We start from the raw sequence: 17,126 nt of genomic DNA, 5'->3' as shown, positions 1-17,126 counted from the left end.
CCCACTGACCCCTGTCCCGTCCGACGCCGGGCCGCCGTATAACACCGGGGGCCCGTCGTCGTACCCGTCCGGCACACTCCCCTCATGGACATCGTCATCCGGCCGGTGGAACCCGGCGAGCACGCGGAACTCGGTGAGATCACCGCGCAGGCCTATCTGCTGGACGGGCTGCTCGACTTCGGGGAGAGCGACGCGTACCTCGGTGAGCTGCGGAACGTGGGGAAGCGGGCGGCCGCCGCCGAGGTGCTGGTCGCCGTGGCGAACGGGTCGGTGCTGGGCGGGGTGACCTTCGTGCCGGGCCCCGGTCCGATGGCCGACATAGCGGGGCCGGGCGAGGCGGAGATCCGGATGCTGGCTGTCGCCCGCGCGGGCCGGGGACGGGGTGCCGGGGAGGCCCTGGTGCGCGCCTGCGTGGACCGGGCGCGGGCCGTCGAGGGGTGCGGACGGGTCGTGCTGTCGACCCAGCGCACCATGCGTGCCGCCCACCGCGTCTACGAACGGCTCGGTTTCACCCGCACCCCGGAACGCGACTGGAACCCGCTGCCGGAGCTGGACGACATCATGCTCCTCACCTATGAGTTGACGCTCTGAAACCAGCGCGACACAAGATATGGGGTTGCTGGCGGCACCCGACACAAGATGTATGCTCATGCTCGCTGTCGTCGCAGGGGAATCCGGTGTGAATCCGGAACTGTCCCGCAACGGTGTACCCATGCCCGCGTACGCGTGTGCACGGGCGTCAGTCCGAGGACCTGCCGACAGTGCGCCCGGCCGTCCGGTCCGGGTGCCCTGACGTCCGGGCCTCGCGGAATGGGCCGGTGGACGCGACGCCGCGTGCGCTCGTGTACTGCCCCCTGCGCTCTTCGAGGCCCCCGTGCCGAGCGAGGGAGAGCCCCACGTGACCATCGCGCCAGCCGATCCGGCTTCAGCGATCGACGTGCCCGAGGAGAGCGGCGGCCCCGGTGCCGCGCTGCTGCGGACCCTGACCGAGCTGACCGCCGACCTGCCCGACGCCGACCCCGGCCGGGTCGCCGCCGCCGCGCTGCGCGGCCGGTCCGCTTCCGCCGACGAGGCGGAGCTGCGGGAGCTGGCCACCGAGGCGGCGGCCGGGCTCATCTCCGAGGACCCGGCCTACTCCCGGCTCGCCGCCCGGCTGCTGACCATCGGCATCCGCGCCGAGGCCGCCTCGCAGGGCGTCACCTCGTTCACCGGGTCCGTCGCGACCGGGCACCGTGAGGGCCTGATCGCCGACCGGACCGCCGCGTTCGTCCGGCTGCACGCCGCCCGCCTGGACGCGCTGGTCGACACCGGGGCCGACGACCGCTTCGGCTACTTCGGCCTGCGCACCCTGCACAGCCGCTACCTGCTGCGGCACCCGGTCACCCGCAAGGTCGTCGAGACGCCCCAGCACTTCCTGCTGCGGGTCGCCACCGGACTCGCCGAGGACGACAGCGCCCGCTCCGTGGACGAGGTCGCCGCGCTGTACGGGCTGATGAGCCGCCTGGACTACCTGCCCTCCTCCCCCACGCTGTTCAACTCCGGCACGCGCCACCCGCAGATGTCGTCCTGCTACCTCCTCGACTCCCCCAAGGACGAGCTGGACTCCATCTACGACCGCTACCACCAGGTCGCCCGCCTCTCGAAGCACGCCGGCGGCATCGGCCTGTCCTACTCCCGCATCCGCGCCCGGGGTTCGCTGATCCGCGGCACCAACGGGCACTCCAACGGCATCGTCCCGTTCCTGAAGACGCTGGACGCCTCGGTCGCCGCCGTGAACCAGGGCGGCCGGCGCAAGGGCGCGGCGGCGGTCTACCTGGAGACCTGGCACTCCGACATCGAGGAGTTCCTGGAGCTGCGCGACAACACCGGCGAGGACGCCCGCCGTACGCACAATCTGAACCTCGCGCACTGGGTGCCGGACGAGTTCATGCGCCGGGTGAACGCCGACGCGCCCTGGTCGCTGTTCTCCCCGGCGGACGTGCCCGGACTGGTCGACCTGTGGGGCGAGGAGTTCGACGCGGCGTACCGGGCCGCCGAGGCGAAGGGCCTGGCGAGGAAGACCCTCCCGGCCCGCGAGCTGTACGGCCGCATGATGCGCACCCTCGCGCAGACCGGCAACGGCTGGATGACCTTCAAGGACGCGGCCAACCGGACGGCGAACCAGACCGCCGAGCCGGGCCACGTCATCCACTCCTCGAACCTCTGCACGGAGATCCTGGAGGTCACCGACGACGGGGAGACGGCGGTCTGCAACCTGGGATCGGTCAACCTCGGCGCCTTCGTGGACCGGGGGGACATCGACTGGGAGCGCCTCGACGAGACGGTGCGCACCGCTGTGACGTTCCTCGACCGGGTCGTCGACATCAACTTCTATCCGACCGAGCAGGCGGGCCGCTCCAACGCCAGGTGGCGTCCCGTCGGTCTCGGCGCCATGGGCCTCCAGGACGTCTTCTTCAAGCTGCGGCTGTCCTTCGACTCCCCCGAGGCGAAGGCGCTGTCCACGAGGATCGCCGAGCGGATCATGCTCGCCGCGTACGAGACCTCCGCCGACCTCGCCGAGCGCAGCGGCCCGCTCCCGGCGTGGGAGAAGACCCGTACCGCCCGGGGCGTGCTGCACCCCGACCACTACGACGCCGAGCTCTCCTGGCCGGAACGCTGGGCGGCACTGCGGACGCGGATCGCGGCCACCGGGATGCGCAACTCGCTGCTCCTGGCGATCGCGCCCACCGCCACCATCGCGTCGATCGCGGGCGTGTACGAGTGCATCGAGCCGCAGGTCTCCAACCTGTTCAAGCGCGAGACGCTGTCCGGGGAGTTCCTCCAGGTCAACTCGTACCTGGTGGACGACCTGAAGCGGCTCGGCGTGTGGGACGCGCGGACCCGTGAGGCACTGCGCGAAGCCAACGGCTCCGTGCAGGACTTCGCGTGGATCCCCGAGGACGTGCGGCGGCTGTACCGCACGGCGTGGGAGATCCCGCAGCGCGGCCTGATCGACATGGCCGCCGCCCGCACCCCGTTCCTGGACCAGGCGCAGTCGCTGAACCTGTTCCTGGAGACGCCCACCATCGGCAAGCTCTCCTCGATGTACGCGTACGCCTGGAAGCAGGGCCTGAAGACCACGTACTACCTGCGCTCCCGTCCGGCGACCCGGATCGCCCGCGCGGCGCGCGCCACCGCTCCCGTCCCGCAGGCGGCCGACCCCGAGGCCGTCGCCTGCTCCCTGGAAAACCCCGAGTCCTGCGAGGCCTGCCAGTGATGACCGCCAAGAACCTGCTCGACCCCGGCTTCGAGCTGACTCTCCGCCCCATGCGCTACCCCGACTTCTACGAGCGCTACCGGGACGCCATCAAGAACACCTGGCACGTGGAGGAGGTCGACCTCCACTCGGACGTCGCCGACCTGGCGAAGCTCAGCCCGGAGGAACAGCACCTGATCGGACGGCTGGTCGCGTTCTTCGCGACGGGCGACTCGATCGTGGCGAACAACCTGGTGCTGACGCTCTACAAGCACATCAACTCCCCGGAGGCGCGGCTGTACCTGTCGCGGCAGCTCTTCGAGGAGGCGGTGCACGTCCAGTTCTATCTGACGCTCCTCGACACCTATCTGCCCGACCCGGACGACCGGGCGGCGGCCTTCGCGGCCGTGGAGAACATCCCGTCCATCCGGGAGAAGGCGGAGTTCTGCTTCAAGTGGATGGACTCGGTGGAGCGGATCGACCGGCTGGAGACTCAGGCCGACCGCCGCCGCTTCCTGCTGAACCTCATCTGCTTCGCCGCGTGCATCGAGGGCCTGTTCTTCTACGGGGCCTTCGCCTACGTCTACTGGTTCCGCGGCCGGGGTCTGCTGCACGGGCTGGCGACCGGCACCAACTGGGTGTTCCGGGACGAGACGATGCACATGTCCTTCGCCTTCGACGTGGTCGACACCGTGCGCAAGGAGGAGCCGGAGCTGTTCGACGAGCAGCTCGGCCGGCAGGTCACCGACATGCTGCGCGAGGCGGTCGAGGCGGAGCTGCAGTTCGCGCGCGACCTGTGCGGGGACGGGCTGCCGGGCATGAACACCGAGTCGATGCGGCAGTACCTGGAGTGCGTCGCCGACCAGCGGCTGGTCCGGCTGGGCTTCGCGCCGGTGTACGGCTCGGAGAACCCGTTCTCCTTCATGGAGTTGCAGGGGGTCCAGGAGCTGACGAACTTCTTCGAGCGGCGGCCGTCCGCGTACCAGGTCGCCGTGGAGGGCACGGTCGACCTGGACGAGGACTTCTAGACAACCGTGCACCCGGGTGCCGCCCCGCCGTCACGCCGCTCGTGCGGTGCGGTGCGGGGCGGCACCCGTCGCCGGGCGTGAGGCCACCGGCACCTCACGGCGCCCGGCGGCGGCACGGGCGGCCTCGGCCCGCTCGATCTGCCGGTCGGTCCGCCGCTCGCGCGCGATGCCGATCAGCGCGGGCAGGGTCATGAGGACGAACAGGCCGAGGACGGCCGCCATCGAGGTCAGTGCTTGTATCCGCGTCGTATCCATGGACACCACTGTCCCGCTCGATGCTCCTTACCGGCAGTGGCAGGACTGCCGTACACCCTCGATTTACTGCCAAGGACGCGGCACACTGGAGCCATGCTCCAGAACGTGGCCGCCGTCCTCCTCGACGGTGTGAACCCCTTCGAACTCGGTGTCGTCTGCGAGGTCTTCGGCGTCGACCGCAGCGACGACGGCCTGCCGGTCTACGACTTCGCCGTCGCCTCGGCCGACGGCCCGGCGGTGCGCACCAACACGAGCTTCTCCCTCCAGGTCGAGCACGGTCTGGAGCGTCTGGAGACGGCGGACCTCATCGCCGTGCCCGCCGGTTCCTCCTATGTGTCCCGGGAGTTCCCTCCCGAGCTGCTGGACGCCCTGCGCAGCGGGGTGGACCGGGGCGCGCGGGTGCTCAGCGTCTGCTCCGGGGTGTTCGTGCTCGCCGCCGCCGGACTCCTCGACGGCCGGCGTGCCGCCGCCCACTGGAAGCACGCGGAGGCGCTGACCAGGAAGTATCCCCATCTGACGGTCGAGCCGGATGTGCTCTACGTCGACGAGGACCCGGTGATCACCTCCGCGGGCACCGCCGCCGGCATCGACGCCTGTCTGCACCTGGTGCGCAAGGAGCAGGGCACGGACGTCGCCAACAGGATCGCCCGGCGCATGGTGGTGCCCCCGCACCGCGACGGCGGGCAGGCCCAGTACATCGAGCGCCCGCTGCCGCGGTCCGGGGGCGACACCGTCTCCGAGGTATTGGTGTGGATGGAGCGGCACCTCGACGAGGAGACCACCGTCGAGCAGCTCGCCGCCCGCGCCCACATGTCGCCGCGCACCTTCGCCCGCCGCTTCCAGCAGGAGACCGGCACCACGCCCTACCGCTGGATCCTGCGCCAGCGGGTGCTGCTGGCGCAGCGCCTGCTGGAGGCGACGGACGAGACGGTGGACGCGATCGCGGGCCGTACCGGCTTCGGCAACGCGGCGGCGCTGCGCCACCACTTCGTCCGCGCCGTCGGTACGACGCCCCAGGCCTACCGGCGCACGTTCAGGGGCCCTCAGGCCGCCTGAACGCGCGCCGCGCGGGTCAGCGGGGTATCGCCCGCAGCATCAGCCGGCGCGGCCGGAGCGTGATGCCGATCCGGGGCCTGGCGTCGGAGCCGGGCGCGTGGTCGAAGCGGTAGGCGGAGGCGACCACCGCGGTGATGAGCGTGAGCTCGGCCATCGAGAAGTGGTCGCTGGGGCACTTGCGGTTGCCCACGCTGAACGGACTCATCGCGTACTTGGGCACGTCCCCCGCCCGCTCCGGGAGCCAGCGGTCGGGGTCGAACTCCTCGTGCCGCCCGTACGACCGCCGGTCGCGCTGGATCGCGTACGGACTGTAGATGAGGTCCGCGCCCTCGGGAATGCGGTATCCGCCGAGTTCCGTGTCGGTCACCGCGCGGCGCGTCAATATCCAGACGGCCGGATACAGTCGCAGGGTCTCGGTGACGACATTCGCGGTGTAGGTCAGCTTCCGGACGTCCTCGAATGCGACCGGACGGTCACCTACGACGGATTTCACCTCGTCGCTGATCTTGTCGCCGAGTTCCGGGTGCTCGGTGAGAACCAGGAGGAGCGACATGATCGTGGCTCCGACGGTTTCGCTGCCGGGGGTGAGTATGGCGATGACCTGGTCGTGAATCTCCTGTTCCCCTATGGGCTCGCCATTCTCTTCCTTCGCCTCCAGCAAAGCCGTCAGCAAATCGTTCGGTTTTTGACCGCTTGCCCGTCGGTCGGCGACGATCTCGTCGACCAGGACATGCAAATCGGCCAGCGCGCGGTTGAATTCCCGGTTGGCGGGCAGCGGCACCTTGTAAAGCGGTCCGAGCGGTACCACCATGCGCTGGTACATCCCGCTGAACAGCGTGGTGAGATCGGCGCAGATGCGCTCCGCCCGGGCGTCCATGTAGCTGCCGCGCATCAGGCAGCGGGCGGCGACCCGGACGGCCGCGCGGAAGGACTCCGCCGTGACGTCCAGCGGCTCGCCGCGGCGCCAGCGCTCCACGAGCGCGTACGCCTCCTCCGCCATGATCGGCCCGTACGCGGGGATGGCGTCGAGCCTGAACGCGGGCTGGATGGTGCGGCGCTGGCGCCGGTGCAGCGGGCCGTTGGCGGTGGCGACGCCCTCCTTGCCGAGCAGGTCCTCCAGGGACTCCCAGAGCGGTCCGGCGATGATGTAGTCGGGGCTCAGCGCCACCGCCCCGGTGAGGGCGGGGGTGGTGACGGCGTACACCGTCTTCGGTCCGAGCTTGAGGCGCACGACGTCGCCGTGGTCGCGCAGCCGGGACATGAAGGACAGCGGATCGCGCGCCAGTTTCCAGCCGTGGCCCAGGACGGGGACGCCTCCGCCGGCCACCGGAGGCTCACGCAGTCCGGCCTCCCCGGCCGTTTCGGGGTTCACCGACTCGACGGTCATGACTCACCTGCCGTTTCGTTGTCGACGTACGGGGGTGTGGACCGGTCGTCCCAGCTGTCGACCCGGTACCGGCCGGACTCGTGGTGGAACCAGTAGACGGAACTGAACCAGTTCCGCATATTGCCGACGCAGGCACGTACGGCGGCGCTTGTTTCCTTTCCTCCCACCGTGCCGTCGTCGAGGGCGTCCGCGAAGCGCAGGGCGTCCCGTTCGGCGTCCTGGAATTCGCTGATGCATTCCTCGACGCGGTGCCTCAAGTCCGCGATTGCCTCTTCGAGCGTGAGTCCCTCGTGGGTGATAAGACTGATGCCGAGATTGTGCACCTCACTGCCCGCTATTTCCTTCGGCAGGGAACAGAGGTCGTTGTACCAGGCGGCGAATTCCTGACTGAGCAGTGCCGCCTTCCGGTAGGCGGGGTGCTTTCGTATCCCGTCCGGCAGTTCACTGCCCGCGCTCGGTTCCAGGAGATCGGTCCAGATCCAGTGCGCGAAGGTGAGCCGGCGCAGTTCCAGATATTCCTCGACGGTGGGGACGATCCCCTCCGTACGGTTGTGGAACTCCCGGTCGTACGCCTCGATCACCTCGTGGAAGTGCCGGGCGAACCGGTCGCTCCAGCCGCCCGGCAGGAACGCGTACAGCCGCTCCACGCTGTCCGCGAGTCCCGCCACCACCGGATCCTCGTGGTCCAGGTGGTCACCGGGGCTGTCGAGGGCCCTGTGCAGCCGGTCCTTCAGCCGCAGCCAGGCGGCGGGACGGCCGTGCACGATGTCGCGGTCGTGCCGGTCGTCCCAGACGAAGAACCACGCGCTGTAGTCCGCTATCGCCTGCAGGACGTCGTCGGGGGCGCCTATGTAGTAGCCCGCCATGAGATCGGTGTAGCACAGGCCGTCGGCATATTCCTCCACCTTGTCCGCCGGCATGAGCCGCTTTTCGAGCAGCCACGCCCTGGTCGCCTGTTGAAGTCGGGGCCAATACGGGTGGAGTTGCCGGGGAAACACCGCCTCGATCACCGGAAGAGACAGCGCCGGTGGAACTGCGATGGTGGTCGGTGTCGATGTGGTGCCGTGTGACAAAGCATGCACGAACAATCCCCTCTCTGCCGCCAGTCGGCGTGCGCCCGCCCCCGAGCCGGGCGCACGCCGTGCGTATCCCCGCACCTCCATTCAGCACCACAACTGACCGTTCTGGGAACGGATTTGCTTCTTTCACCACTACGGAGGTCGCACGAACGAACGGCGCCCGATCGAAAAGGTGCTCGATCGGACGCCGTTCGTGAGGAGAGGGAGGGGCCCCGTGGGCCGGTCAGTCGTTGGCCACCACGGGGTAACGCGGCTCGTTCTCGGCCATCTGCCGCAGCGCGTCCTTGCGTTCGCGCTTGGACAGCCGGTCGATGTAGAGGTAGCCGTAGAGGTGGTCGGTCTCGTGCTGCAAACACCGTGCGAAGTAGCCGGTGCCGCGTACCCGGACGGCGTTGCCCTTCTCGTCCTGGCCGGTCACTTCGGCGTAGTCGGGGCGGGCCAGCGGCATGTACGCCGTGGGCACCGACAGGCAGCCCTCGTTGCTGTCGTCCAGCCGGCGCTGCTCGGCGGGCAGTTCGACCAGCCTGGGGTTGCAGATCACGCCGACGTGCCGCACGCCCTCGTCGTCCGGGCAGTCGTAGACGAAGACCTTCTTGTCCACGCCGATCTGGTTGGCGGCCAGGCCCACGCCCTCGGCGGTGCGCTGGCTGGCGAACATGTCGGCGACCAGTTGCTGGAACTCGTCGCCGAAGTCCGTGACGTCCTTGCACTCCTGGTGCAGCACCGGGTTGCCGACCACGGTGATCGGGCGCGAGGTACCGCGCTCCCGCCACGCCGTCTCGCGCTCCTCGCAGTCCTCCGTGTCGATGACGTATCCCTCGCCGTCGACGGGGAGCACGCCCGCGTGCTGCTGATCGGTGTCCTGCTGAGCCATGACCGACGTACGCCTTCCTGAGTAAAACCGGGGTTGTGATCTGACAAGGGTACGGTGAAGCCCCCCTTCAGGGGCGCGGGACCGTGTCGGTACGCGGCTCCGCCGCGTGGGCGCGATCAACCACAACGGACCGCACGCGGTCAACGACCTCAGCAGACCTCTTCAAGATCCCGCCAGTCCCGCGAGTCCGGACTGTCCGCGACCCACCCGTCGAGCAACCCCCGGACAAGAGAGGCAGGGGCGGCCACGCCACACTCCCTCTCCGGCACCCACAACTGCCCGTCCGTCCGATGCCCCAGCGGCCCCGGATGCCCCGGCTCACTGTGATCGTGCGGATCCAGGTGCTCGCCCTCCCCCTCGTCCGACGGCATCCGGGACTCCGAGCACATCCGGCACAGCAGCCGTACGGAGGAGGACCAGTCCTCGGCCGCGAACCCGGCGTCGGAGGCCAGCTGCTCCAGCGCGTCCCGGTCGGCCTCGGTCGCGGCCTCCAGCAGCACCACCCAGGTCGGCACCGGCGAGGGCGCCCACAACTCGATCTCGTCGAACACCGGGTACGTGTGCCCGGCGACGGTGCTCCGCTCCCCGTGCGGCACGCCGTCGTGCAGGACGACCTCACCCCAGCGGCGCCCGGAGGACGGCAGCGGAATGGACAGCACCTCGATCCGGGCGGGGTCCAGGCGCCGGCCCCACACCACCTCCGCCTCCCCCTCGGGGGACAGCCGTACGGCCGCGCTGCCCAGCTCCATGCCGAGGGGCTCGCCGGAGTCGGTGGCCGGGCCGGGCACCTTGAGTCCGTAGGCCTGCCAGGCCCGCCGGGCCAGCGGCCAGTCCTGCAGGGCGGTGGCGGCGATGCCGACGTTCCACCAGTCGGGAGCGCCCGTGTCGCGGTCGAGCAGCGCCACGGCCCGCAGACCGGCCGACCGCGCCTGCTCCCAGTCGTGCCGGAACTTGTGCAGCAGCGCGAGGTTGAACCAGGACTCCGACAACCAGGGCTCCAGGTCGGCGGCGCGGGTCAGCAGCGCTCCCGCGTCCTCGTACCGGCCGTCGCCGATGAGCGTGAACGCACGGTCCGTGGCCTGCCGCCAGGAGGCGGAGGGCCGGTGCCGTCCCTTGCCGAAGATCCTCACGATTCCCGCCTGCCAGTTCCGTCGGTGGGCTGGCCGTACCTGTCCGCGCCCCCGGACACCCTCTTCTTCGCATCCAACCACGTACGGCCGCGAGGGCGCTCATTACCCATGGGTTACCCAGCCTCGGCCGGGGTCAGACAGTCCTGTTCGTGGCCCTCGCCACGCTCGGCCCTGGTGTTCACGCGTCCCCTCCGTGTTCCGTGACAGCACCCGGGCCAGTGCTTCGACCACCTCCGGCGCGTACTCCCCGGCGGTTCCCAGGCGCAGTTCCTCCAGCGCGGTCAGCGGCCCGCCGGGCCCTCCTTCCCGGGACTTCTCCTCGTACGCGTTGACCACCCGGACGATACGTGCGGCGAGCGGCTGTTCCCGGTGCGGGTCGGCCTGGCGCTCGACGATCGCGGCCACACGCGGGTCCACCCCGGTCTGGCGCACCACGGCGCCGCCGAGCAGCGCGATCCGCCGCTGTTCGGTGACCGGCAGGACGGCGGTGGCGCCGTCGGGGACCGGGTCGACGAGGCTGAGCTGGCCGATGTCGTGCATCAGGGCGGCGTACTCCAGCACGGTCAGTTCGGGTTCGGTCAGCCCGAGGTCCCGGCCCACCGCACGGCTGAGCGCGGCGACCCGGCGGGCATGCCCGGCCGGGGTGCATCCGGCGATCTCGGTGGCCCGCGCGAGGGAGGTGATGGTCTGCCGGTAGGTGGCGCGCACGGCGGCGTACCGCCGGTAGGAAAGCTGTGCGAGCAGCAGGGGCACGGAGAAGACGGGCAGCGCCCACAGCCCCACGACCGCGACCCCGAGCGCCATCACCGCGCCCGTGGCGATGACGGCGGCCCCGATGCCGGGTACGGCCCGCAGTTCGTCGCGCAGCGTCGGCAGGAAGGGCCATCCGGTGCGGGAGTGGGCCAGCGCGGCGGCGAGCACGGCGTCGCACAGCGCGGTGAGGGAGAGCAGGGCGAGCAGGAGCAGCGCGTGGGCGGGGCCGCCCCAGCCGTCGAAGGTGCCCCGGTTGTACAGCGGCTGGAAGCACACGGCGGCGAACCCGACGGTCAGCACCCTGCGGGCCGACGGGTCGAGGGCGGGTCCTTCACCGCGCCCGACGTGCGGCACGCTGCCGAGCAGGGAGGCGGCGAGCACCACGGTGACGACCTGGGCGGCGCCGTGGTGGGTGGGCAGGCCCGCGGTCTCGCCGAGCAGCGCGTACGACAGCGAACCCGCGGCGGCGAGCGGCGCGGCCTCCCTGATCCGCGTCCCGTTGCGCCGGGTGAGCTCGCCGACGGCGATGAGCACTCCGAAGGCGAGGGCCGTACCGCGGTCCTCGACGCCGTCGTAGAGCGTGCTGCCCAGGGAACCGGCGGCGAGGACGGCGGCGCACAGGTGCACGACGGTGTGGAGCCGGGGCCTCATCGGCGCGCCCCGGGCCGGCCGGCGGGCCCGGGAACGGCCGCGGGCCGTATGCCACCGGTGGCGGACCGAGTGCCATCGGGGGCGGACGGCAGGCCACCGTCGGCGGACCGAGTGCCATCGAGGGCGGACGGCAGGCCACCGTCGGCGGACCGAGTGCCGTCGAGGGCGGACGGCAGGCCACCGTCGGCGGACCGAGTGCCGTCGAGGGCGGACGGCGGGCCACCGTCGGCGGACCGAGTGCCATCGAGGGCGGACGGCAGGCCACCGTCGGCGGACCGAGTGCCATCGAGGGCGGACGGCAGGCCACCGTCGGCGGACCGAGTGCCGTCGGGGGCCGATCGGATATCGCCCGTGGCAGGCCGGAAAGCATCGGCGATCAGCCGCGTGTCACCGGAGACGAACCGCGTGCCATCGGCGGCCGATCGGATATCGCCCGTAGCGGGTCCGGGGGTACCGGCGGTGGGCCGGGGGTCGTCGGGGGCGGGTCGTGCTTCGTCGGCGGTTACTGCCGGGTGCCAGCCGGACCGGCCGATCGCCTGGACCAGCGCGGCCACCATCCGTGGGTCGAAGTGGGCGCCCGCGCACCGCCTGAGTTCCTCCAGCGCCACGGGCACGGGTCGTGCCCTGCTGTAGGAGCGGGTGGAGGTCATCGCGTCGAAGGCGTCGGCGACGGCGACCACCCGCGCGGACTCCGGGATCTGACCGCCCGCCAGTCCGTAGGGGTAGCCGGTGCCGTCCAGCCGTTCGTGGTGGTGCAGCACCGCCGCGCGGGCCTCGCCGAGGAAGGAGATCCCCCGCACCATCTCGTGCCCGTACTCGGGGTGCAGTTCGATCACCCGGCGCTCCTCGGGGGTCAGCGGGCCGTTCTTGGTGAGCAGCCGGGTGGGCACGCCGAGCTTGCCGACGTCGTGCAGGATGCCCGCGAAGCGGAGCACCTCGACGCGCTCGTCGTCCATGCCGAGTTCCCGCGCGATCATCATGGACGCCCGTCCGACGCGTTCGCTGTGCCCGCGCGTGTAGCCGTCCTTGATGTCGACGGCCTGGACGAGGGCGCGGATCGTCGCCTGATGGGCGGCCCGCTCCCGGTGGTACTGGGCGAACGCCCACCACGAGACGCCCATCGGCAGCAGCACCAGCAGCGCGGCCACAGGACCGTAGGGGCTGCGCCACAGCAGCGCCATCATGAGTCCGGCGAGGCCGTGCACGGTGATCGGGGCCAGCGACCCGAGGAACAGCCGCCACCAGGCGGCCGGCGCCGGGATCCGCCTCCCGCGCGGGAGCACACCGGGCGCCGACGCCGGAATGCCGCCGTCCAGCAGGGTGAGCACCAGGCAGAACACCAGCACCGCGACCCCGGCCGTGCCGAGCGCGGCCGGGACGTCGCAGTCCGCCACCGCGTCGCGGCCGCCGACCGCCAGATGGACCCGGCTCGCGGCCCACACGGCGAGCACCAGCCTGCCGGTCCGCCAGAGCCTGCGCGCCAGGTACGGGCGTTGTTCCACGGGGAGCAGCAGCGCCCCGAGGAGTGCGACCAGCGCCGCGACGGGCGGTGGCAGCAGGAAGGCCCCGGCGAGCAGGACGGGGTGAAAGGTTCCGCCCGGGTGCGGGGCGGCGACCGGACGCGACCGGGTGAGGCGCTCGCAGCCCGCGTACAGCGTGGCGAGCAGGGCGACCGCCCACCAGGAGAAGCGGGCACCGCCCGACGGGGACACCGGGACGGAGGGAACCAGCGACAGCGGACAGAGCAGGCCCAGCACGGTGACACAGGCGACATACGCGCGGACCCGTGCCGGTAACGCCTCCATGTGCCCCTCCCCGACCGTGCCCGTCGACACCCGACCTGCCAGGCTCAGGAGCCTAGGACGGCGGGGGGCGCCTCCACGGGCCGATAACCCGCGGATTAGCACGTTCGAGTGACACAGGGGCCGGGGAACCGCGGAGTGTCAGGACTCCTGCGGTGCGGTCTGCGAGGCCGTGATGTCCTGGTCGGGGACGGCCTGGCCGGAGCGGATCAGGTCGAGCCGGCCCATGACTTTGGAGCGCAGGTCGCCCGGCACGTCGTCCTGTCCGCAGCAGCGCTTGACCAGCTTCTTCACCGCCTGCTCGAGCCCGTACTTCTCCAGGCACGGCGAGCATTCCTCGAAGTGGTGCTCGAACTTCACACAGTCGGAATCCGGCATCTCACGGTCGAGGAACTCGTAGAGATGATCGAGGATTTCGCTGCAATCCGTCTCGTGCGGCTCTCCGCAGCTCATGACCCCGAGCCTTTCGCTTCGTTCGACTCTCCGGCGCCGGCCGGGACCAGTCCGCGCTCACGCGCGTAGTCCTCCAGCATGCCGCGCAGCTGGCGGCGGCCACGGTGCAGCCGGGACATCACCGTACCGATGGGTGTCCCCATGATGTCCGCGATCTCCTTGTAGGCAAAGCCCTCCACATCGGCGAGATACACCGCGATGCGGAACTCCTCCGGGATCGCCTGGAGCGCTTCCTTGACGTCCGAGTCGGGCAGGTGGTCCAGCGCCTGCGACTCCGCGGAGCGCAGACCCGTGGACATGTGCGACTCGGCGCGCGCGAGCTGCCAGTCCTCGATCTCCTCGGCCGCGCTGCGCTGGGGTTCGCGCTGCTTCTTGCGGTACGAGTTGATGAAGGTGTTGGTGAGGATCCGGTACAGCCACGCCTTGAGGTTGGTGCCCTCACGGAACTGGTGGAAGGACGCGTACGCCTTGGCGTACGTCTCCTGCACCAGGTCCTCCGCGTCGGCCGGGTTGCGCGTCATGCGCAGGGCGGCCGAGTACATCTGGTCGAGGAACTCGAGCGCGTCCCGCTCGAAGCGCGCGCTGCGCTCCGCGGTCGACTCCGCGCCCGTACTGCCCTGGCCCTCGGGCTGCTCCGCCTGGCCGTGTTCGGTCCCTGCGTCGGTACCGGGAACCGGACCCACCTCCTCCAGAGTTGTCGTGAGACCGAAGGCGGTCTCACCCGAATCGGAGGATAGACGACGATCCGGTCCACCCGCCGCCCGAATAGGGGCGGTCCTGGCCGCGTGCAGCACCGTCCAGTCCAGGTCGGGGCGGCTGCTGCTGCGGCTCGAAGCAGACTCTGCCGGGCGCAGCCCGTCCACGGGGCGGTGGCGGGAGACGGGCGGGCAGAAGGTCGAACCCATGCGGCGGACTTCCTCTCCTACGACGGCGATGCCGTTGACCGGCATGTACGTCCGTCCCAACAGCGGGAGCCGTCCGGGCATTCCCGGGCCTCACCCGAGTGTGCCGGTCCACCTGACGACCGCGTCCGTGACCACCGTCACGGCCTCCTCCTGCGTGAGGTCCGCCCGCTTGGGCACGGCGAAGCCGTGATCGCCGTGGGGTACCTCGACCAGTTCGTACGCCCACCCGTCCCCCACCACCGCCCTCGCGCCGACGCTCCCCCAGGGCCGAACGCCCGGGGGGACCCCCGTCGCGCGGCCCCTCCCGTACCCGGGGAACTCCACGGGCCTGCCGAACGGGTCGTTGCCGCCCTGGACGACGAGCGTGGGCACCCCCGTGCCGAGCAGTTCCTCGGCGCGGGACTTCTCGGGCCTGCCCGGCGGATGCAGGGGGAAGCTCAGGGCGAGTACGGCGTGGGCGCCGAGCTCCGTGGCGGTGCGGCAGGCGACGCGGGCGCCGGCGCTGCGCCCGCCCGAGATCACCGGCAGGCCCGGCTTCGCCAGCGCGGGCCAGATGCCGCGCCAGCCGGTGTCGAGGGTCTTCGGCGCGGGGGCCACCTTCTTGCCGGCCACCCGCCAGGGCTGTTCGACCAGGGCGACGGTCACACCGTGTGCGGGCAGCCCGGCGGCGAGCGCCCTCAGGTCCCGGGCCTCGATGCCGCCGCCGGCGCCGTGGCTCACCGCGAGGACGAGGCGGGCGCGGTCAGGTGCACGATGCCAGGTGATGCGGGCGGTGCCGGCGTCCGTCTCCACGGTCTCGGTCGTGTGTGTCGCGTCCGTCGCGTCCGTCGTGTCGGGGGTCACGTCAGAAGAGTGTGCCTTCTTCCGGCGCGGCCAGCTCTTCCAGCAGCTCCGGTCCGTTGTTGCGGACGTTGCTGACGGCCGTGGGGACCGGGTAGGCGCGCATCAGACCGGAGGGCGGCGGGGCGAGCAGCTCGCGCAGTTCGCCGGCGTCGGTGCGGGCGGGGTCGAGCCAGGCGTCCCAGCGGTCCGGCGTGAGCATCAGCGGCATCCGCGGGTGGATCTCGGCGAGGGTGTGCGGGCCGTCCGCCGGTGACACCGCGAGCGGGCTGCTCTCCGCCTCGGTGGTGATGACGGAGCACGTCACCCACCAGGCCCGGGGGTGGTCGTCCGGCAGCGTCTTGTCCCGCCAGAACTCGTACAGCCCGGCCATGGCGAACACCGAGCCGTCGGCCGGCGTCACGAAGTAGGGCTGCTTGCGGGGCCGCTTCTTCTTCCCCTCGACCTCCAGGTCCCGCTCCTGCTTGCCGGTGACCCACTCGTAGTAACCGTCGGCGGGCAGGATGCAGCGCCGGGAGGAGAAGGCACGGCGGTAGGACGGCTTCTCGTGGACGGTCTCCGCGCGGGCGTTGATCATCCGGGCGGCGCCCTCGGGCGTCTTGGACCAGGAGGGCACCAGGCCCCACTTCAGCTTCCGGAGCTGCCGAACCGGGTGCGGGTCCGCCACGTCCTTCAGGGCACGGTCGAGGACGGCGTAGACCTCCTTGGTCGGCGCCACGTTGTAGTCGGGCTCCAGGGTCTCCTCCGGCTCCCACTTGTCGATTTCAAAGATTCCCGCGAGATCCTCGGGCCTGCGACTCGCTGCATACCGTCCGCACATACGTGCAACACTGCCAGACTCCACGCGCAGAGGGAGCGATCGGAAACAGATGGAAAGCATGGTCAGTACCGCGTCCGCCTCACTCGCCTCCCTCTGGGACGAGGTCTCCGGCACCCAGCCCGATCCGGATGTGTGGGTGGTCGTCGCCACGCTGGTCGCCGCGGCCGCCGTCGTCGTACCGCAGGGGCTGTGGCGGCTGTCCCGGAACGCCGTCACGATCGCCCACGAGGGCGGGCACGGGCTGGTGGCGCTGCTCACCGGTCGCACGCTGACGGGGATACGTCTGCACTCGGACACCAGCGGCCTGACCGTCAGCCGCGGAAAACCGCACGGCATCGGCATGATCCTCACGGCCGCCGCCGGCTACACCGCTCCCCCGCTGCTGGGCCTGGGCGGCGCCGCGCTGCTCGGCGCGGGCCGCATCACGCTGCTGCTGTGGCTGGCCACGGTGCTGCTGCTGGCGATGCTGGTGATGATCCGCAACGCGTACGGGGCGATGTCGGTGCTGGTCACGGGCGGCACGTTCGTCCTGGTGTCCTGGCTGACCGGCCCCCAGGTGCAGGCGGCGTTCGCGTACGCCGTGGTCTGGTTCCTCCTCCTCGGCGGAGTACGCCCGGCCTTCGAACTCCAGGCCAAACGCTCCCACGGCGGCGCACCCGACTCGGACGCGGACCAGCTCTCCCGCCTGACCCACGTCCCGGCGGGCCTGTGGCTGTTCCTGTTCCACGCGGTCTCCCTGTGCGCACTGCTGGGCGGCGGCAGGTGGCTCTTGGGGCTGTAGGGCAGGGAAGCACGGTGTGCTCGTCTGCGGGGCTGTGTCAGTACGCGGCTCCGCCGCGCAGTGGGGCTGCCGGCAGC

15 protein-coding genes, 1 pseudogene and 1 riboswitch are annotated in these 17,126 nt (G+C 71.1%); of the genes and pseudogenes, 5 read left to right on the top strand and 11 right to left on the bottom strand.

What is annotated here, in order from left to right:
• The first annotated feature begins 84 nt into the window (after window positions 1-84).
• The 3 genes from ACFV5H_RS11840 to ACFV5H_RS11830 all read left to right on the top strand — a co-directional run bounded on the left by ACFV5H_RS11840 (window position 85) and on the right by ACFV5H_RS11830 (window position 4,263).
• Window positions 85-591, top strand: coding sequence for a GNAT family N-acetyltransferase (locus ACFV5H_RS11840; RefSeq protein ID WP_385051883.1), 507 nt, complete (start codon window positions 85-87; stop codon window positions 589-591).
• 15 nt (window positions 592-606) lie between these two features.
• Window positions 607-775: riboswitch (cobalamin riboswitch) on the top strand.
• Window positions 776-898: 123 nt separating this feature from the next.
• Window positions 899-3,256 (top strand): ribonucleoside-diphosphate reductase subunit alpha, encoded by a 2,358-nt coding sequence (locus ACFV5H_RS11835; RefSeq protein WP_385194316.1) that lies wholly within the window; start codon window positions 899-901, stop codon window positions 3,254-3,256.
• A complete protein-coding gene (locus tag ACFV5H_RS11830; RefSeq protein ID WP_385051876.1) occupies window positions 3,256-4,263 on the top strand; it encodes a ribonucleotide-diphosphate reductase subunit beta in 1,008 nt (335 codons plus the stop codon). The genes ACFV5H_RS11835 and ACFV5H_RS11830 overlap by 1 nt, the downstream gene beginning before the upstream one ends.
• 30 nt (window positions 4,264-4,293) lie before the next feature.
• On the opposite strand, the gene ACFV5H_RS11825 is transcribed toward ACFV5H_RS11830, so the two are convergent.
• The gene (locus tag ACFV5H_RS11825; RefSeq protein ID WP_385194313.1) at window positions 4,294-4,518 is read right to left on the bottom strand and encodes a hypothetical protein; all 225 of its coding nucleotides are present in this window, start codon (window positions 4,516-4,518) and stop codon (window positions 4,294-4,296) included.
• A 93-nt stretch (window positions 4,519-4,611) separates the two neighbouring features.
• Between ACFV5H_RS11825 and ACFV5H_RS11820 the strand changes: the two genes are divergently transcribed.
• Window positions 4,612-5,574: a GlxA family transcriptional regulator gene (locus tag ACFV5H_RS11820; RefSeq protein WP_385051871.1), complete on the top strand. Its 963-nt coding sequence runs from the start codon at window positions 4,612-4,614 to the stop codon at window positions 5,572-5,574.
• Between the two features lie 16 nt (window positions 5,575-5,590).
• Here the strand turns inward: ACFV5H_RS11820 and ACFV5H_RS11815 are convergent, their stop codons facing one another.
• The 10 genes and pseudogenes from ACFV5H_RS11815 to ACFV5H_RS11770 all read right to left on the bottom strand — a co-directional run bounded on the left by ACFV5H_RS11815 (window position 5,591) and on the right by ACFV5H_RS11770 (window position 16,268).
• A complete protein-coding gene (locus ACFV5H_RS11815) occupies window positions 5,591-6,961 on the bottom strand; it encodes a cytochrome P450 (protein WP_385194311.1) in 1,371 nt (456 codons plus the stop codon).
• Window positions 6,958-8,043, bottom strand: coding sequence for an epi-isozizaene synthase (gene cyc1 / locus ACFV5H_RS11810; RefSeq protein ID WP_385051866.1), 1,086 nt, complete (start codon window positions 8,041-8,043; stop codon window positions 6,958-6,960). The genes ACFV5H_RS11815 and cyc1 overlap by 4 nt, the downstream gene beginning before the upstream one ends.
• 220 nt (window positions 8,044-8,263) lie before the next feature.
• The gene (def, locus tag ACFV5H_RS11805) at window positions 8,264-8,914 is read right to left on the bottom strand and encodes a peptide deformylase (protein WP_385051862.1); all 651 of its coding nucleotides are present in this window, start codon (window positions 8,912-8,914) and stop codon (window positions 8,264-8,266) included.
• A gap of 149 nt (window positions 8,915-9,063) precedes the next feature.
• Window positions 9,064-10,044 (bottom strand): tetratricopeptide repeat protein, encoded by a 981-nt coding sequence (locus ACFV5H_RS11800; protein ID WP_385194309.1) that lies wholly within the window; start codon window positions 10,042-10,044, stop codon window positions 9,064-9,066.
• A gap of 102 nt (window positions 10,045-10,146) precedes the next feature.
• A complete protein-coding gene (locus ACFV5H_RS11795; RefSeq protein WP_385194306.1) occupies window positions 10,147-11,448 on the bottom strand; it encodes an HD-GYP domain-containing protein in 1,302 nt (433 codons plus the stop codon).
• A gap of 443 nt (window positions 11,449-11,891) precedes the next feature.
• Window positions 11,892-13,253, bottom strand: a pseudogene (locus ACFV5H_RS11790) (HD-GYP domain-containing protein); the annotation flags it as partial.
• Window positions 13,254-13,391: 138 nt separating this feature from the next.
• Complete coding sequence (gene rsrA / locus ACFV5H_RS11785) at window positions 13,392-13,703, bottom strand: mycothiol system anti-sigma-R factor (RefSeq protein WP_385051856.1); 312 nt, start codon at window positions 13,701-13,703, stop codon at window positions 13,392-13,394.
• Window positions 13,700-14,386: an RNA polymerase sigma factor SigR gene (gene sigR / locus ACFV5H_RS11780; RefSeq protein ID WP_037937802.1), complete on the bottom strand. Its 687-nt coding sequence runs from the start codon at window positions 14,384-14,386 to the stop codon at window positions 13,700-13,702. Before sigR ends, rsrA begins: the two co-directional genes overlap by 4 nt.
• Window positions 14,387-14,698: 312 nt before the next feature.
• Window positions 14,699-15,451, bottom strand: coding sequence for an alpha/beta family hydrolase (locus ACFV5H_RS11775; protein WP_385051853.1), 753 nt, complete (start codon window positions 15,449-15,451; stop codon window positions 14,699-14,701).
• A 1-nt stretch (window position 15,452) separates the two neighbouring features.
• On the bottom strand, window positions 15,453-16,268 hold the full coding sequence (locus tag ACFV5H_RS11770) for an SOS response-associated peptidase (RefSeq protein WP_385051851.1): 816 nt from the start codon (window positions 16,266-16,268) through the stop codon (window positions 15,453-15,455).
• A gap of 58 nt (window positions 16,269-16,326) precedes the next feature.
• Between ACFV5H_RS11770 and ACFV5H_RS11765 the strand changes: the two genes are divergently transcribed.
• Window positions 16,327-17,049 carry a M50 family metallopeptidase gene (locus ACFV5H_RS11765; protein ID WP_385051848.1) on the top strand — a complete coding sequence of 241 codons (723 nt, stop codon included), beginning with the start codon at window positions 16,327-16,329 and terminating at the stop codon, window positions 17,047-17,049.
• Window positions 17,050-17,126: the final 77 nt, after the last annotated feature.

Origin of the sequence: Streptomyces sp. NPDC059787 (genome assembly GCF_042732315.1) — a bacterium.
Lineage (GTDB): Bacteria > Actinomycetota > Actinomycetes > Streptomycetales > Streptomycetaceae > Streptomyces > Streptomyces atrovirens.
Note: the sequence above shows the minus strand (reverse complement) of the source record. Positions and strands in the feature narration are given on the sequence as shown.

Excerpts from the sequence above, each read along its gene's own strand:
- ACFV5H_RS11770 (WP_385051851.1), bottom strand. The coding sequence starts at position 16,268 with ATGTGCGGACGGTATGCAGCGAGTCGCAGGCCCGAGGATCTCGCGGGA.
- ACFV5H_RS11765 (WP_385051848.1), top strand. The coding sequence starts at position 16,327 with ATGGTCAGTACCGCGTCCGCCTCACTCGCCTCCCTCTGGGACGAGGTC.
- ACFV5H_RS11815 (WP_385194311.1), bottom strand. The coding sequence starts at position 6,961 with ATGACCGTCGAGTCGGTGAACCCCGAAACGGCCGGGGAGGCCGGACTG.
- ACFV5H_RS11830 (WP_385051876.1), top strand. The coding sequence starts at position 3,256 with ATGACCGCCAAGAACCTGCTCGACCCCGGCTTCGAGCTGACTCTCCGC.
- ACFV5H_RS11820 (WP_385051871.1), top strand. The coding sequence starts at position 4,612 with ATGCTCCAGAACGTGGCCGCCGTCCTCCTCGACGGTGTGAACCCCTTC.
- ACFV5H_RS11795 (WP_385194306.1), bottom strand. The coding sequence starts at position 11,448 with ATGAGGCCCCGGCTCCACACCGTCGTGCACCTGTGCGCCGCCGTCCTC.
- rsrA (WP_385051856.1), bottom strand. The coding sequence starts at position 13,703 with ATGAGCTGCGGAGAGCCGCACGAGACGGATTGCAGCGAAATCCTCGAT.
- ACFV5H_RS11825 (WP_385194313.1), bottom strand. The coding sequence starts at position 4,518 with ATGGATACGACGCGGATACAAGCACTGACCTCGATGGCGGCCGTCCTC.
- def (WP_385051862.1), bottom strand. The coding sequence starts at position 8,914 with ATGGCTCAGCAGGACACCGATCAGCAGCACGCGGGCGTGCTCCCCGTC.
- ACFV5H_RS11840 (WP_385051883.1), top strand. The coding sequence starts at position 85 with ATGGACATCGTCATCCGGCCGGTGGAACCCGGCGAGCACGCGGAACTC.